The sequence below is a fragment of the Brevibacillus sp. genome, assembly GCF_003521185.1.
GTDB classification, from domain to species: Bacteria; Bacillota; Bacilli; order Brevibacillales; family Brevibacillaceae; genus Brevibacillus; species Brevibacillus parabrevis.
Genome location: NZ_DOTK01000034.1, coordinates 109,956 through 125,998 on the forward strand (window position 1 = coordinate 109,956; position 16,043 = coordinate 125,998).

Annotated in this window: 17 protein-coding genes and 1 riboswitch; of the genes, 8 read left to right on the top strand and 9 right to left on the bottom strand. The window is 52.7% G+C overall.

All coding sequences use genetic code 11. The features are described 5' to 3' along the window. Window positions 1-3: 3 nt before the first annotated feature. The 3 genes from DEP07_RS08665 to ligD all read right to left on the bottom strand — a co-directional run bounded on the left by DEP07_RS08665 (window position 4) and on the right by ligD (window position 2,134). Window positions 4-243 (bottom strand): hypothetical protein, encoded by a 240-nt coding sequence (locus tag DEP07_RS08665; RefSeq protein WP_173596468.1) that lies wholly within the window; start codon window positions 241-243, stop codon window positions 4-6. A gap of 117 nt (window positions 244-360) precedes the next feature. After that, a complete protein-coding gene (gene lgt / locus DEP07_RS08670; RefSeq protein ID WP_122965142.1) occupies window positions 361-1,158 on the bottom strand; it encodes a prolipoprotein diacylglyceryl transferase in 798 nt (265 codons plus the stop codon). A gap of 73 nt (window positions 1,159-1,231) precedes the next feature. After that, on the bottom strand, window positions 1,232-2,134 hold the full coding sequence (gene ligD, locus DEP07_RS08675) for a non-homologous end-joining DNA ligase (protein ID WP_287102380.1): 903 nt from the start codon (window positions 2,132-2,134) through the stop codon (window positions 1,232-1,234). 139 nt (window positions 2,135-2,273) lie between these two features. On the opposite strand from ligD, the gene DEP07_RS08680 reads away from it, so the two are divergent. Genes DEP07_RS08680 through DEP07_RS08695 form a run of 4 tightly spaced genes read left to right on the top strand, consistent with a single transcriptional unit; the run spans window position 2,274 to window position 6,641 of the window. Beyond that, entirely contained in the window at window positions 2,274-3,878 is a 1,605-nt protein-coding gene (locus DEP07_RS08680; RefSeq protein WP_122965144.1) for a spore germination protein, read from the top strand. Then, a complete protein-coding gene (locus DEP07_RS08685; RefSeq protein WP_122965145.1) occupies window positions 3,875-5,041 on the top strand; it encodes a Ger(x)C family spore germination protein in 1,167 nt (388 codons plus the stop codon). Before DEP07_RS08680 ends, DEP07_RS08685 begins: the two co-directional genes overlap by 4 nt. After that, on the top strand, window positions 5,034-5,270 hold the full coding sequence (locus DEP07_RS08690; RefSeq protein WP_122965146.1) for a hypothetical protein: 237 nt from the start codon (window positions 5,034-5,036) through the stop codon (window positions 5,268-5,270). The genes DEP07_RS08685 and DEP07_RS08690 overlap by 8 nt, the downstream gene beginning before the upstream one ends. Window positions 5,271-5,282: 12 nt before the next feature. Further along, window positions 5,283-6,641 (top strand): GerAB/ArcD/ProY family transporter, encoded by a 1,359-nt coding sequence (locus DEP07_RS08695; RefSeq protein ID WP_122965147.1) that lies wholly within the window; start codon window positions 5,283-5,285, stop codon window positions 6,639-6,641. Between the two features lie 18 nt (window positions 6,642-6,659). Here DEP07_RS08695 and DEP07_RS08700 read toward each other — a convergent pair whose 3' ends face one another. Then, window positions 6,660-7,607 (bottom strand): ATP-dependent DNA ligase, encoded by a 948-nt coding sequence (locus DEP07_RS08700; RefSeq protein ID WP_122965148.1) that lies wholly within the window; start codon window positions 7,605-7,607, stop codon window positions 6,660-6,662. 433 nt (window positions 7,608-8,040) lie between these two features. On the opposite strand from DEP07_RS08700, the gene DEP07_RS08705 reads away from it, so the two are divergent. Then, on the top strand, window positions 8,041-8,370 hold the full coding sequence (locus DEP07_RS08705; RefSeq protein WP_122965149.1) for a DUF1904 family protein: 330 nt from the start codon (window positions 8,041-8,043) through the stop codon (window positions 8,368-8,370). Between the two features lie 68 nt (window positions 8,371-8,438). On the opposite strand, the gene DEP07_RS08710 is transcribed toward DEP07_RS08705, so the two are convergent. Then, the gene (locus DEP07_RS08710; protein ID WP_167470327.1) at window positions 8,439-8,609 is read right to left on the bottom strand and encodes a hypothetical protein; all 171 of its coding nucleotides are present in this window, start codon (window positions 8,607-8,609) and stop codon (window positions 8,439-8,441) included. 21 nt (window positions 8,610-8,630) lie between these two features. Then, a complete protein-coding gene (gene thiC / locus DEP07_RS08715) occupies window positions 8,631-10,382 on the bottom strand; it encodes a phosphomethylpyrimidine synthase ThiC (protein ID WP_287102381.1) in 1,752 nt (583 codons plus the stop codon). Window positions 10,383-10,534: 152 nt separating this feature from the next. Then, window positions 10,535-10,646: riboswitch (TPP riboswitch) on the bottom strand. 250 nt (window positions 10,647-10,896) lie between these two features. Here thiC and DEP07_RS08720 point away from each other — a divergent pair. Beyond that, entirely contained in the window at window positions 10,897-11,778 is an 882-nt protein-coding gene (locus tag DEP07_RS08720) for a cation diffusion facilitator family transporter (RefSeq protein ID WP_122965151.1), read from the top strand. A 42-nt stretch (window positions 11,779-11,820) separates the two neighbouring features. Here the strand turns inward: DEP07_RS08720 and ku are convergent, their stop codons facing one another. Next, complete coding sequence (ku, locus tag DEP07_RS08725; RefSeq protein ID WP_287102382.1) at window positions 11,821-12,774, bottom strand: non-homologous end joining protein Ku; 954 nt, start codon at window positions 12,772-12,774, stop codon at window positions 11,821-11,823. Between the two features lie 224 nt (window positions 12,775-12,998). Further along, entirely contained in the window at window positions 12,999-13,142 is a 144-nt protein-coding gene (locus DEP07_RS08730) for a hypothetical protein (RefSeq protein WP_173596475.1), read from the bottom strand. Between the two features lie 431 nt (window positions 13,143-13,573). Here DEP07_RS08730 and rsmD point away from each other — a divergent pair, with 431 nt between their 5' ends. After that, window positions 13,574-14,140 carry a 16S rRNA (guanine(966)-N(2))-methyltransferase RsmD gene (gene rsmD, locus DEP07_RS08735; RefSeq protein ID WP_217021384.1) on the top strand — a complete coding sequence of 189 codons (567 nt, stop codon included), beginning with the start codon at window positions 13,574-13,576 and terminating at the stop codon, window positions 14,138-14,140. An 80-nt stretch (window positions 14,141-14,220) separates the two neighbouring features. Beyond that, the gene (gene coaD / locus DEP07_RS08740; protein ID WP_063227686.1) at window positions 14,221-14,703 is read left to right on the top strand and encodes a pantetheine-phosphate adenylyltransferase; all 483 of its coding nucleotides are present in this window, start codon (window positions 14,221-14,223) and stop codon (window positions 14,701-14,703) included. A gap of 6 nt (window positions 14,704-14,709) precedes the next feature. Here coaD and ylbJ read toward each other — a convergent pair whose 3' ends face one another. Next, window positions 14,710-15,942, bottom strand: a complete 1,233-nt coding sequence (gene ylbJ / locus DEP07_RS08745) for a sporulation integral membrane protein YlbJ (RefSeq protein ID WP_173596476.1) — start codon at window positions 15,940-15,942, stop codon at window positions 14,710-14,712. Window positions 15,943-16,043 lie beyond the last annotated feature (101 nt).

The following is a 16,043-nucleotide window of genomic DNA, read 5'->3' on the forward strand; positions in this document are numbered from 1 at the left end:
TGCTTATCCAGACCCGGTCAACCGCTCCCACAAGCTGGCTTTCGGCTTGATTTGCACGAGCCGCACAGCCGAAAAAGGGATGTAGTCGAGCGAGCCGTCCCGTTCCTCGATCAAGATGCCGTTCACGCTGTAATCGTACAGCTTTCCGTCCACATACGAGGCAAGCCCGGGTCCAACCTTGTCAGGTGAAAAATGGATGCGGACGGGCCGATCCAAATACTCTTCCAATAGATTGTCATCCATCTGAAAACCCCTCCTGTTCTCTTAGTTATTTCCTGCATTGCGACAATTCAGACGAGGGAGACGAAAAAAACCACTCTGCCAGCGAGGCGAGAGTGGTTTTTGCAATTGGTTTGATTGCTATTCCATTGAATTTTGAGAAGGTCTGGACTGCTTGCTTTTGCGAGCGAAGACCAGCATCAGGATGGCGCCGAGAGCGATCAGGCTCAGACTGACCAGCTGGGCGACCCGGAGCGTGTCGGCAATCAGCAGGCTGTCTGTGCGCATTCCTTCAATGAAGAAGCGTCCGATTGAATAAAGGATCATGTAGCTGAACAGCACTTGACCATCGAATTTTTTCAAACGGTAGAGCAGCAGCATCAAAATGCCGAAGACGACCAGATTCCACAGCGATTCATACAAAAAGGTCGGGTGATAATACTGTCCGCCGATAAACATCTGATCGCGGATAAATGCCGGAAATTTCGCCATGAACTCAGCAGAGACCGTCTCTCCGTGTGCTTCCTGGTTGATGAAATTTCCCCAGCGGCCGATAGCTTGCCCCAGAATGACACTGGGCATGAAAATATCAGCCAGGCGAAGGAAGGGCAGATTGTGCTTGCGAATGTAATACGTCCCCGCCAGAACTCCCCCGATCAGCCCGCCATGGATGGCGAGTCCGCCTTTCCAGACGGCGAAAATATCCATCAGGTTGTCTTTGTACTGCGCCCACTCAAATACAACATAATACAGACGGGCGCACACAATCGCTGCCGGGATGATCAGAACGACCATGTTCAGGACGTGGTCAGGATCGATGCCGGAACGTTTGGAATTGTGCCTCGCGAGGTATGTCCCGAGAAAGAAAGCCAATCCCATAATAATGCCATACCAGTGAATTTTAAGGGGTCCGAGCGATATTGCGATCGGATCAATCATGAAAATGCCTCCTTGCCTGAAAACGTCTGTGCACAGTATAGCACATCTGGGCGGCATGATTCCAACTAGAAGACTAGCGAGCGTGCAAAAAGTCAAGGATGGGATCGAGAGATGCTGGCTTGTCCGGTTGGGAGACGGCGGAAAAGAGATCTCCCAGCTCGCGTAGCCGCTCCGGGACGGTGTGCACGGTGTAAGCGGAGGGATGAGCCTGCGGCAGCTCTTCCCAGCGCAGCGGAGCAGAGACGGTCGCAAGTTTTTTTGCCCGTGTGGAATAAGGCGCAGGAAGTGTCTTGCCCCGCCAATGCTGGAGGTAGTCGATGTACAGCTTGGTGCCGCGGTTTTTGACCATGCGCTCGATAGTCAAAAAAGCGGGATGCTTGCTGACGAGATAGGAAGCGATAAAGTGCCCGACCTGTCTCGTTTGTTCAAACGCATAGCGGCGTTCAATCGGAACGTACACTTGCAGGCCGCTTGCACCGGACGTCTTGACGTAAGCGGGCAGCTTCAGTTCATCAAGCAGCTCTTTCAATAGAAGCGCTGACTCAATCACAACCGAGAAATCTTCGGTGGACGGATCGAGATCAAACACCAGCTCTGTCGGTGTTTCGTCGGCAGCCAGGTGAAAGGAAACATGCCACTCCAAGGCGGCCTGATTCGCCATCCAGAGCAGCGTGGCTTCATCGTTGCACAACACATAGCGAACGTTTTCCCACGTATGAGTCTTGATCCAGTCAGGCGCATAGTCCGGGATGTTTTTTTGATAAAAATGCTTGGCGTGAATCCCGTGCGGGTAGCGGATCACGGTGAGCAGCCGATCATGGGCGTAGCGGAGCATGTAGGGAGCAACGGTCAGCAAGTAACGCAAGTAATCGAGCTTGGTCACGTTTGCTTCCGGCCAGAGCGGTTTTTCAGGGTTGCTGATGCTGATTGTACGTTCGGCGATGGTCAGCTCGTATTCTTTGGTTGCATAAGCCACGGCGGCACCTTCCTTTGGACGGCAGATGTGCTCCTACTTTCTCCTGATGGTCGATCGGCTATGCAAGCAGCAGGCGCACTGCATATCTTTCCAGCAAATCACCCATAATACGGTTAGCTTTCCAGTGGCTGGTGATGAGATGGAGTTCAAGAAAAAGAGCAAGACAAAAGAATTGTTGGAGACGATTGACACTTGCAGCTTGCTTGAGCTGGAAGGCATTCCGCTTTTTCCAAGCCTTGACGACAACATCGAAGTGCTGGAAAAGCTTTTTTCCGACTGCTCGGACTTTGTCATACGGGAGTTCCGGCAAAGGAACAGCGAGCGCGCGGCAGCGATCTTTGTTGACGGACTGATTGACACCAAAGAAGTGAACCAGGCGCTGCAATCTCTGATGGTGCTCGAAGACGGGGATGAGGATATTCGCGTTATCGAGGAACGGCTACTGCCTGTTTCACAAATTGACAGGGTCAGCGACTACAAAGAGCTTTTGCAGGCGGTACTGTCTGGAGATACAGGAATTTTGGTCGATGGAAATGTGGAAGCGCTCACGCTCGGCATCCGCGGGGCAGAAAAGCGATCGGTCAACGAGCCGGAGGGGGAAGCGGTCGTCCGTGGACCTCGCGAGGGCTTTATTGAAAACATCCGCACAAATACGTCGATGCTTCGCCGCAAGTTGCGCACGCCCAGATTGAAAATGAAATCGTTGGTAGTGGGCCGCGAGACAAACACGAACATCGTGGTGGCTTTTTTGGAAGGAATCGCAGACCCGCAAGTCGTGGATGAAGTTTCCCGGCGAATCAGCAATATCGACATAGATGCGGTTTTGGAGAGTGGCTATATCGAGGAGCTGATCCAGGACAACGTGTACTCGCCTTTTCCGCAGCTGATGTACTCGGAGCGGCCGGATACGGTAGCGGCTTCGCTGCTGGAGGGACGGGTCGCGATTTTTGTGGACGGCACGCCGATGGTCTTGCTCGCCCCGGCTACGTTCTGGATGATGCTGCAAGCGAGCGAGGATTACTTCGAGCGCTTCCAGATGACGACGCTGCTTCGCTGGCTGCGCTATTTGTTTATGGTGATTGCGCTCGTGACTCCTGCCTTGTACGTGGCGATTACGACCTACCACCAGCAAATGCTGCCGACCACGCTCTTGCTTAGCGTAGCCGCTGCGCGCGAAGCGATTCCTTTTCCGGCGATTGTCGAGGCGCTCATCATGGAGATCGCTTTCGAAGCATTGCGCGAAGCGGGGATTCGCCTCCCGAAAACGGTCGGGCAGGCCGTGAGTATTTTGGGCGCGCTGGTAGTTGGGCAAGCTGCCGTACAGGCGGGGATTGTTTCGGCGCCGATGGTGATTGTCGTTTCGCTTACGGGGATCGCGTCTTTTACGATTCCGCATTTCAATGTAGCGATTTCGCTGCGCATGCTTCGGTTTCCGCTGATGATCGCAGCCTCGATTCTCGGCATCTACGGGATTTTGGTGGGTGTCTTGCTGATTTTGGGTCATATGGCCAACCTGCGTTCGTTTGGAGTGCCTTATTTGTCTCCGCTTGCGCCTATGTCGATTGGAGACATGAAAGACGTCCTGGTACGAGTGCCCTGGTCATTCATGGAAAAACGCCCCAGCTTTCTAGGAATCCAAAATGCGCGAAAGATGAACGCGGGTTTTTCCAATAAAGTCCAGCAAAGAGGAGGGCAGGCAGGGACTACGAGCGGCGGGAAATCTGACGGGGAGGGAAAAGCGTGAGACGTCTTACTCCGATAGTCGTGTTGCTTTTATGCCTCTTGCCTGTGGCAGGCTGCTGGGATCGGCGTGAAGTCAACGACATGGCACTCGTGATTGCGATGGCTATGGACAAGGAGCCAAACGGGCAATACCGCTTGTCCGTCCAGGTGCCGCTTGTCAGCAGTCTCGGCTCGACGTCGGGGGGAGGCGGCGGGACGAGCGGTGACAAGTCTTACTATGTTGATTCCGCTGTGGGCAAGACGATCCGGGAAGCGAACAATATTATTCAGTCGCGGATGTCGCGTCAACTGTACTACTCCCACCATCGCATGATTGTCATCGGAGAACAGCTCGCCAAGGAGGGAATGAGCGACGTATTGGATATCGTAGCGCGATTTCCCGAGAATCGTTTAACGGCCTATTTGGTCATGACCAAAGGAAAAGGGATTGAGCTGTTGAACGCCCAGCCGCAGTTTGAGCGCTTTTCGGGAGAGGCGATGCGTGAACTGGTCAAGATGGAGGCGATTGCCGTATCGCTCAAGGATGTAGCCCAGATGCTGACGACACCGGGGGTCGATGCCTTTCTGCCCATCATTGATGCTGTTGATTCTCATCCGAAGGGCAAGTCAAAAGAAGTGGAGTTTATGGGGATTGGCTTGTTTCGCGGGGACAAGCTTGTTTATATGGCAAAATCTCAGGCGATCAAAGGTCTTCGCTGGTTCCAGCGAACGTTCACCCCTTTTTCGGTGGTCGTTTCCCTGAATGACAAAGAGCGGCTGACGGTCTACTTTTCCAAAGGGAAAGCGGACTTGAAGCCTGTCATTAAAAAAGGGCGCATTCATTACGATATTACGGTTTTTGCGACGAGTGTCGTGGTTGAAAACATGACGAGTCTTGATCTGGATCAGAAAAAAAATATTGCCTTAATCGAGAACAAGCTCAAAAAAGAAGTCGAGGTCAGCGTCAAGGACACGCTGAATTTGATGCAAAAGTATCGGACGGACACGATCGGACTCGGGATCATTTTAGCCAGACAGTTCCCGAAAGAATGGCGGGATACGTATCGAAAAAACTGGAATGATCACCTGCCGGACATAACGTTCCAAATTCACAGCAAAGTCGTCGTGCAAGACGTTGGGCAAACGACCAAAAACATAACGAAGGAAGAAGGCGGACGTGAATAGACTATTCCTGCTTTTGTTTGGGCTGATGCTAGTTTTTTCCTTTTGGGATTTTATACTGAAGCGCAAGCATATGGAGAGAAAACAGCAAATCGTCATCTACTCCATCTACGCGCTTTCCGTCATCGGGATATACGCTGTGCAATATCAGCACGACAAAATGCTCTCGACCGGATTTTTTCTGAACATCTTCACGCCTCAGGTGAAAACATGGATCGAACATATGTTGTAGAGGAGGGAGAGTATGATACATAAGCAAGTCGTCAATCACCGGCAAATTGCCTGGTTGGTCGGCAGTTTGTTGATGACAGGGATGATGATCAGCTTTTTGCGGACAGTCGTGCAGGTCGCCAAAATGGATGCATGGTTCTCGCAAATTCTCCCAGCCTGCTACGCTTTGTTGGTAGCGTATGTCTTGTCGGAGCTGGTGCGCGCCTACCCCGGCAAAAATTTGTTTGAGATAGTGTTCATCATCTGCGGCAAATGGATCGGTGGTTTCATCAATCTGTTGATCCTCTTTTACATTTGGATCATTCTCGCTCTCGATATAAAAGGCGCCGCGGACTTTTTGCACGTCTCCCTGCTGCCGCAGACGCCTTTGGAAATCATTCTGCTCGTGTTCGTTTTGCTGTTGATGTATTACGGCAAGACGAGTCTGGAGGTGGCAGCGCGGGTAAACGAGATTTACTTTCCCGCCTACTTTATCATGTGCCTGATGCTGTACTTTCTTTTAATGAACGAGTACAGCATCGAGCGGCTGGAACCGATCCTCAGTACGACTTTCGAACGGATTGCAGTGAGCAATCTGCTCCCGCTCGGCGTCTATGGGGATATATTGCTATTCGGGGCGTTCTTGCACGCCAGCAGCGAGCCAAGGCTTCTGTTTGCGGCGATGAAGCACGGGATCATGATTGTGTGCTTCACGACGACGATCATGATCTTGATTTTGCTTGGAGTGATGGGATACGTCATCGCGAGCAGGCTTAATTTTCCGATCTATATTCTCGTCCAGCAAATTCATCTGACCGATTTTCTTGACCGGGTGGAAATGATTTTGTTCAGCCTGTGGTTCCCGGCGTTCAGCATTAAAGTAATCGTCGCGTATTTGGCTTTTCTCGTAGGGGTTGGATCGTTTGGCGGACAGCTGCATTACAATACGTACAATGCGCCGTGCGGCTGTTTTCTGGTTGTGTCAACCTTGCTTGCTTTTCCGAAGGTCGCTGATATCGACCAGTTTATCAGCTACAGCTTTCCTTTTATCGTCATCTTGTTTCAGGTGCCGCTGCTTCTGTTTTTGTTTATCGTCGCCCGCAGGAAAAAGCGGGAGGAAGGCCAGACCTTGATCCCCAGAGGAACGAAGCTGCATCGGTTTTACCGCATGATGGTGTGGGGAGGAGCGATCAGCTTCGCAGGCTGTATTTTGACGATCTTGCTTGGAGACATGCTCAGCGACAAATCTCCCGCAGCCGGAATTGCCACCGCGATCGCCTACATTATTTTCATGGTCATTGCGCTCCTTGCCAGTTACGGAGAAATGCAGGCCCTTAATCACGGGAAACAAAGGCTGGGCCGTCCCAAACAACAAGGAAACTTTCGGCAGTAGCAGGCGGGGAGTCGGCGATCAATTGATTTGCTTCCACGTACAGTCAGCCAAACTGCCATCGACAAACGCCTGAATACTCGGCTGGCGCATCGTCAATCCGGAGGTCCATTCCATGAACTGGACTTTGGCGATCAGCTCCGGTTTCAGCCAGAGAGTGTCTTTTTTTCGTTCCGGTTGATTGGCAAAAGGCATGCTGTCTAGGCGCAGCGGTTTGATTCGTTCGGTCAGGTCGCGCCAATCGCGCTGGGTCAGCTTCCCGGTGCCTGCATGACCGATGTACACAAGTCTTCCGGCGTCGTCAAACAAGCCAAGCAGGACGGCATTCACGACGCCATCGCGCAGCGTGACACCGCCGATTGCGGCATACAGATCGTGAAAAATCTTGAGTTTTTGCCAACGCGCATCTTTTCCGCTCGGGAGGTAGGTGCTCGTCAAGTCTTTGCAGACGATTCCTTCCATGTGATGCTGCTTCATCACATCGTACAAGCTGTGCGGGTCACTGACATTTTGTACGATCTGCACATTTGGCTCGGGAAGCATGATCTGCGCTAGAATCTCTTGTCTCTCGCCGAGCGGTTTGTCGGTTACCCAGTTGCCATTCCAATACAGGACGTCAAACACCATGTAGGTGACGGGAGTTTGCTCGATGGCGAGCTGGATGCTCAGTTCCTTGCGCAGGCTGTCTCTTTTCATGATTTCGTGGAAAGACGGTTTTTGGCTGTCAAAAGCGATCATCTCTCCGTCGAGAATGACAGATGAGGCGGAACAGTAGCGTTCGAGCCGGGCAAATTCGGGGTATTGCCTCGTGCGATCATTCTTTTTGCGATTGATGAGCTGTGTCTTGTTGCCGTCGTGGTAGGTGAGCATTCTGACCCCGTCCCACTTCACCTGGGCAATCCAGTTGCTTCCGGCTGGTATCGTTTCGGTTTGGATCGGTTCAAAAGGGGTGATCGGTTCAAGTGGCATAGGGCCTCCGTAATTGCTTTGCTTGAAGTTCCGCTGGAGCGGTCGCTCGTATTCGTACAGTCCCACGATTGTTTGCGGTCTATGCAAAGAGTCTTGAACAGCAGTTGTGATCGAATTTTACGAAACTTCTTAGTTGATTAAGTATTGAATATAAGGTATACTAGAGAAAATTTCATATGAATCGACATTCATATGAAGAGAGCATGAACAAGTATGGATGGGCTATATCCGCCGGATGGCTTGAAACCTCCTAATCGTGGTACGTCCACCACAGTGCGTAAGGGGAGAGTCGTTCTTTGGATATAGCCCTTTTTTTCATTGATCTAGAAATAGACTGTAGTTTATAATTACTATGGTAATGATTTTGAGGAACAGCCTGGACTTGCTTGCTGGAAGCTGGCGAGCCGCATGTTTACGGAAAGAAGGAATTGACTTGCCATTTCTTCGGTTTAAAGGTTTTGAAAAAGCAAAGCTGCAATCGGTTGCGCCCCTTATTATAGAAGAGTTTGCCCGCATCGCTGAAGTGAGCGAGGAAAAAGTCAAGCTGGAGCTTCTGCTGGTCGAGCAGTTGACGAACAGCCCGTTGTCTCTGGAAATCATGATGTTCCCGCGAGAACAGAACAAGCACGATGAGATTGCCAGCACGATGAATCGCATCTTGCAGAAGCAAGGCTTCGAGAACGTCCACCTCTTTTTTATCCTGCTGTCGCCTGAGCTGTACTATAAGGAAGGGTTGCCGCTACAGGTCAAGGCTTCCCGCTGAATCCGGCAGGCAAAAAAGGTCGAAATCCCATGACGAGGGATTCCGACCTTTTTTATGTCATACGCGCTCTAATAATAGAGGCTTTCTGTTTGCAAGCATTTGGAGCAGGTGCGCGCCAGCGATGTTTCGACGAACTCGTGCGCGCATTCTTTTTGCAAATGGAACAGCTGGCGTCTCAGACTTTCCAAATCCACCTCCAGGCGAGCGATTTCAGCGCGCAAACGCAAGGCTTCATTCAATGTCTTGCCACCTCCAGGCGTTTATTGGTACAACTGGCTTCCTTGCTCGCGGAACTCGCGGGCTTTTTCCTGCATGCCTGCCGCGATGGCCGCAGGCTCGTTTTGTTCCTGCTCCTGCGCTTGCTGACGGATGTCGTGCGAGATTTTCATGCTGCAAAATTTCGGGCCGCACATCGAGCAAAAGTGCGCAGACTTGGCTGCTTCCGCAGGCAGTGTCTCATCGTGATATTCGCGGGCGCGCTCAGGATCGAGAGACAGGTTGAATTGATCGTTCCAGCGAAATTCGAAGCGGGCTTTGGACAGCGCGTCGTCACGCTGTTTGGCTCGCGGATGTCCTTTGGCCAGGTCGGCTGCATGAGCGGCGATTTTATAGGCGATCAGGCCGTTGCGCACATCTTCCTTGTTCGGCAGTCCCAGGTGCTCTTTGGGTGTCACGTAGCAGAGCATCGCTGTCCCGAACCAGCCAATCATCGCTGCGCCAATCGCAGAGGTAATGTGGTCGTAACCGGGAGCGATATCAGTGGTCAATGGCCCGAGCGTGTAAAAAGGAGCTTCGTGGCACATCTCCAGTTGTTTGTCCATGTTCTCGCGAATCAGGTGCATCGGAACGTGACCAGGCCCTTCAATCATCACCTGCACGTCGTGCTTCCAGGCGATTTTCGTCAGCTCCCCGAGTGTTTCCAGCTCGGCAAACTGCGCTTCGTCATTGGCATCCGCAATCGAGCCGGGGCGCAGACCGTCTCCAAGCGAGACGCTGATGTCGTACGCTTTGAGAATGTGGCAAATTTCTTCAAAGTGGGTGTACAAAAAGTTTTCTTCATGGTGGGCGAGACACCAAGCCGCCAAAATGGAGCCGCCACGCGAGACGATCCCGGTAACGCGTTTTGCCGTCAAAGGAATGTAGCGCAGCAGAACGCCAGCGTGGATGGTGAAGTAATCGACTCCTTGTTCCGCCTGTTCGATCAATGTATCCCGATACACTTCCCAAGTCAGGTCTTCCGCTTTGCCATTGACTTTTTCCAGCGCCTGGTAAATCGGCACGGTACCGATTGGCACGGGGCTGTTGCGGATGATCCATTCACGGGTCGTATGAATGTGCTTTCCGGTCGACAAATCCATGATCGTATCGGCGCCCCAGCGCACGGACCAAATCATTTTCTCCACTTCCTCTTCCATCGAGGAGCTTACGGCCGACGTGCCGATATTGGCGTTGACTTTGACGTGAAAATTCCGCCCGATAATCATCGGCTCCGCTTCCGGATGATTGATGTTGGCCGGAATAATCGCGCGCCCGGCAGCTACTTCGGCTCTGACAAATTCGGGGGTCACTCCTTCGCGAATCGCGATGTATTCCATCTCTGGCGTAATGATCTGCTGGCGGGCGTAGTGAAGCTGGGTGACATTTTTTCCTGGCAAAGCGCGTTTGGGCCGATAGCCTTCGCGCGGAAAAGCTGGCATCGTCACCGCTTTTTCGCTGCTTCTGATTCCGTCGTCAACAAGTTGTGGCTCCCGGCCGACATAGCTTTCCGTATCGCCGCGTTCCTCGATCCACGCTTTGCGCACTAGCGGCAAGCCTTTTTCGATGTCCGCGACATATCCGTCAGCGGTGTATTCGCCGCTCGTGTCGTAGACGCGCAAAGGCGGATTGGGGGTAGGGCCGAACAACCCTTCGCTTGCTTGAAGGGTGATTTCGCGCATCGGCACGCGGATGTCAGGGCGACTGCCGACCTCGTATACTTTGCGGCTTCCGGGAAAAGATGAAATGGATGACATGAAAAAACCTCCTTGGCGTGGTTGCACGAAGCGCGAACCTTGTAGGGAGGCGAAAGAGGCCCGTCGCGAAAAAAACGCCGCATGGGAGCATGCGACGCCAGACGCGAGAGTAGAGAAGCAACGGGTATTTTGCAAAAAGATACACGTCACTTGTCGTGTCATATGGACATTCCTCCGCTGGCATTACCCAGTTCAGGTTCAACGGTCGATGGCACAGTACCATCCTCTCAGCCTGGTGATTTCCAAGCTCCCGTGCTTGTTTGTGGTTGTGATTGCAAGATTAGGATACCGGAGAACGCCAATCGTTGGCAAGAAAAAGTTTCCAACAAAAATTGCCACAGGGCAACACATTTTCCCCCCCTCTATACTCATGAATCGGACTAAAACTGTTTCTGTAGACCCACACGAATCGCGTCTGTTACGATGTAATTCGATCAAAAAGAAACTGCTTTATGACGCTTCGTTCTTGTCTTTTGAGCGAACGGAGTGATTGAGATTTTTGAGGTGATGGAGTGTGGATGTATATTCGGATCTGAAGCAAGGGGAACGGGGCGCGTGGGTCAGTATTATTGCCTATATCTTTTGCTCGGCGTTAAAAATAGGAGTTGCTGTGCTGACGGGATCGGAAGCGTTGATGGCAGATGGCTTGAACAACTCGACAGACGTGGTGGCATCGATTGCGGTCCTGATCGGCCTGCGCATTGCCCGCAAGCCGCCTGACCACGATCACCCGTACGGCCATTTTCGCGCGGAGACGATTTCGGCCTTGGTCGCGTCATTCATCATGCTGTTTGTCGGCTTGCAAGTCGTGACGGAAGCGGTTCCTTCGCTGTTTGATCAAAAAACGACGGCACCGGATTTGCTCGCAGGCTGGACGGCATTGGCGACAGCAGCGATCATGCTGGGCGTGTACCGCTACAACCGTCAGCTCGCTTTGCGAACAAACAGTCAGGCGTTGCTGGCTGCGGCCGCAGACAATCGCTCGGACGCCTTCGTCAGCATCGGGACGTTTGTGGGCGTTGCGGGGGCGCAGTTCCAGCTTTACTGGCTTGACCCGCTGGCTGCGTTGGTAGTCGGAGTCATCATCCTGAAAACAGCGTGGGATATTTTCCGGGAAGCGACCCATCGCTTGACTGACGGCTTTGACGTAGAAGAGTTGGGGGAACTGAAAGAGACGATCTCGTCCATCGCCGGAGTAAAAGATATTAGCGATATTAAAGCGCGTTACCACGGCAGCAGCGTGCTGGTTGACGTCGTGATCCATGTGGAGCCGCACCTTAATGTGGTAGAAAGCCACACCATCACCGAACACATCGAAGAACGCATGAGACGTGTGCACAAAATCAATACCGTTCATATTCATATCGAGCCAGAGCAGCAACTGGTCGAAAAATAAGCAAAAAACCTGTCCGTATCGGGCAGGTTTTTTTGCATGGCGTTACACGGGAGTCGCTTTTTTGCGACGCAGCTTTTTGGTTGTGGTCATCGCCTCGCTTTGCGCTGGCATTTGCTTGGGAGCTGCTGCGGTCGGCTCTGCGGGAGTTGCGCGCTTGCGGCTAGGCTTCGGTTTCGCCGCTGCTGGCGTAGGCTCAGGCTCGATTTTTACCGGATTAGGCGAAGTGCCTGCGGTAGAAGCGAGACTTTCCTTCAACGCTTGCATCAGGTCGATGACATTCGTCCGGGCGACGGTCGGTGCCGTGGCAATCTCCTGGCCTTCCAGCTTTTTCTCGATCATTTTTTGCAGCTCGCTGCGGTATTCGTCCGTATATTTGGCTGGATCGAAAGGAACGGTCATATTGCCGATCAGCTCGGTTGCCATTTTCAGCTCGTTTTCCGCCAAAGCGATGGTCGCCTCTGGCAAGGCAGGCACTTGATTGACTGGCCGTACTTCGTCAGGATAAAAAATCGTTTCCAGCATCATGCAATGCTCATACAGCCGAATGACGGCGAGACTTTGCCGATTGCGCATCGTCACCTGGGCAATCGCGATTTTTCCGGTTTGGCCCATCGCGGCGCGAAGCAGGGCGTACGCTTTTTCCCCTGTGTCCTGAGGAGACAGAAAGTAGCTTTTGTCAAAGTAAACCGGATCGATCTCCGACAAGTCCACAAAATCGAGAATCTCAATAGCTCGGCGGGTTTCGGGGGTGATCGCCTCCAGGTCCTCGTCGTTGATCATGACGAAGTGGCCTTTTTCATACTCGTAGCCGCGAACGATCTCGCTGGCGTCCACTTCCCGCTGGCAGTGCGGGCACATTTTCGTGTATTTGATGGGGGTGTTGCATTCCTTGTGCAGCTGGCGGAAGCGAATATCCCGTTCTTCTGTCGCCGTAAACATGCGAACCGGGATGTTGACCAGGCCGAAGCTGATTGATCCTTTCCAGACGGTGTGCATACGATTCCTCCCGATTCGGTAGTGGCATAAGGCTGGGGCTGGATGCTGCTACGAGGTAAGTGATGAGATGGGTGCGGCCGTTTTGCTTATTGTTTGTAGGCAGCCAGACGAAGCCGCGAGGGAAATGCAGGCGGGAAACATTGACACAGACGAGCTTGCTTTCCATTCCATGAAAAAACCAGCCGATTGCATGGGACGGCTGGTTGCGTTCTTTTTGCCCGATTTTACTGCCCGTGTTTGACGATGTCGGACTGGTCCGCCCGCGATTGCATTTCGCGTGCCGCTTCGCTGCCAGTGCCTGTACGATCCGCGATGGACTGGGCTTTGGCTGCTTTCAGCTTTTGCTCGGACGGTTGTTTTGCTGCCATGTCAATTCCCCCTTTTGGAACATGTGCAAGTAGTATGCGCATGCCGGGAACAAAAAAATACCCCCTCGTCAAATGACGATGGGGCAGCTGTTCAACTCCTCCCGCGAAGGGAGCGATGGCACGGAATGCTCCTATCAGACACGCCGCGCGCCTAAGTGAACTGCCTTTCAATTATGGGAGAGGAGAAACCGGAGGAAGAGCTTATGGGGAAACGTAAGTCTTCTCCGCGGTTGTCAGCGACACCGTTGCGTCGCTATCCATCATGTTTTCCAAACTTTGCGTCTCGTATACCTGAAGCCGGCATAAATTTTCCAGTTGCCAATTTTACGGGGGTAGGCAGTTGTGATAGTATGATATCAGCCTGAAGGCAGAACGGCCTTGGTACAGGCGGCATTTATCTTCTACAAACTTCTTTGAACAGGTGAACAATTATGCGCGTCATCGCAGGAGAACACAGAGGTAGAAAACTCGCGGCCGTCCCTGGAATCGGAACGCGTCCGACGACCGACAAGGTGAAAGAATCGATTTTCAACATGATCGGCCCGTACTTTGATGGGGGCTGGGCATTGGATTTGTATGCCGGCACAGGCAGCTTGGGCATTGAGGCGTTAAGCAGGGGAGCGGACAAAGCTGTCTTCGTCGAGCGCGATGCCAAAGCGTTTTCTGTCGTCAAGCAAAATGTCAGCGCCTGCCGCCTTGATGCATACGCAGAAATGTACCGTATGGATGCGGATCGAGCCATCCGGCAATTGGCAAAGCGGGAGCAGCCGTTTGATCTCGTTTTTTTGGACCCGCCGTATGCGAAGCAAAACATCGTGGAAGAAATCACTCAGCTACAACAGCTTGGTCTGCTCGCAGCAGGTGCCTGGATCGTCGCCGAACACGACAGCAAGGACTCGTTTCCCGCTGCCATCGGCGATTGCGTCAAAGATCGCGAGGCTACGTACGGCGAGACAGCGGTCACTTTGTACTATTACGAGCCGCAGCAAGAAGCGTAGGAACGCCTCGCTTTTTGCGGTCGCATTCCATTTCATGAAAAACGTCGAGACGTTTTTCACAGAAAAAAGGGGGAGGCAACATGGCGATTGCCGTTTGCTCGGGAAGCTTTGATCCGGTTACATATGGACACCTCGACATTATCAGTCGGGGGGCAAAAGTGTTTGACAAAGTCATCGTGGCAGTTCTGATCAACTCCAAAAAAAATTCCCTGTTCAGCGTAGAGGAGCGCGTCGAGATGCTTCGTCAGGCGACAGCGGACATGAGCAATGTGGAGATCGACTCTTTTGACGGCTTGCTGATCGATTACATGAACAAGCGCGGAGCCAAAGTGATCATTCGCGGTCTTCGCGCTGTGTCCGACTTCGAGTACGAAATGCAGGTTGCTTCCATCAACAAAAAGCTCGACGATCAGATCGAGACCTTTTTCATGATGACCAACAATCAGTATTCGTATCTCAGCTCCAGCATCGTAAAAGAAGTGGCAAGGTACAAGGCGAGTGTCGCCGATCTGGTGCCGCCAGCGATTGAAGAAGCGCTCAAGCGCAAATTGGCCAGCGAGTAACCGAGTTTACCTCGGCTTGCTGCTGCGAAAGTAACGGGTGAGCAAGCTGATGCCGAAAAGCAGAACAGCCACCCCTGCCGCGAGCGTGCCAGAAAAAGCGATCGTCTCCCACCAGCTTGTGACGGGGATTCCGGAAGTGGTCGGCACGAAGACGGGAACGCTTTTTTCCAAAAACCAGTTGCTCGCTTTGACCAGCGGCTGCCAGAAAACAAAGGTCAAAATGGCCGCCAATAAAGCGTGGAGAGCACGCGCAATCAAATAAGGCGCTACCCGGATGTCTGTTTCGCTGAGAATGCTGGCGACTTGCGCATGGACGCTCAGTCCGCCCCAGGACAGTATGGCGCTGGCGATCGCAGCTTTCCAGACCATGGATACGGCATCGGGAACGACACTGGCTGCCTGCGCGCCCAACGTGACTTCAAACAGCCCGGCGACGATGGCTTTGGAAAAGGCGGGAGGAAAGCCAAAGGGACCGAGGAAAATAGCGAGAAACGTACTGATCAATTGGGTCAGGTGAATCGCTTGAAACAACTGAATCAACACAGAGAACACGATGATAAAGCCACCGATCATGAGCAAGGTGTTGAGCGCTGACTGCACGGCATCCCCCATGAGTTTGCCAAACGGCCGACCGTCGCGGATTCGCGCCCGGTGCATGGCTTGCAGCGCGCGGAGCGGGAGGGGCAAATTCGTTTTTTCCAAAGGCTTGGTTATGGCAGCAAACGGCGCGTGGAAACGGTAAATCAGCCCCATGATGACTGCCGACAAATAGTGGGTCAAGGCGAGGACGACTCCCATTTGCTCGCTGTGGAAAAAGCCGATTGCCACCGCGCCCATGACAAACAGCGGATCTCCCGTCGTCGTAAAAGATACGAGCCGTTCCCCTTCCGCTTTGGAGATATTGCCCTGCTGGCGCAAGCGGGTGGTCAGCTTGGCTGCCACCGGATATCCCGATGAAAAGCCCATGGCCAGCACAAATCCGCCTGTTCCCGGAACATTGAACAAAGGGCGCATCAACGGTTCCAACAGCACGCCAACAAAGTGAACGACTCCGAGTCCCATCAATATTTCCGAGAGGACGATAAACGGGAGCGTGGAGGGGAATACGACCTCCCACCAGATTTTGAGTCCACGGACGGCGGCTTCAAAAGAAATTTGCGAGTAAATGACAAGGGTCAAGACGAGCGCGACTGTCGAGAGGGCAAGCAACAAGGTGAAAAACGGTGAGTGGCGTGACATGGAATCCTCCTGTGTCGACGAAAAGATCATAGTACATGTCTACGTGACAGGCTGATGATCTATGCGTGAGGCTTGTATCTTTCAAGTGTGAAAGGAACAGG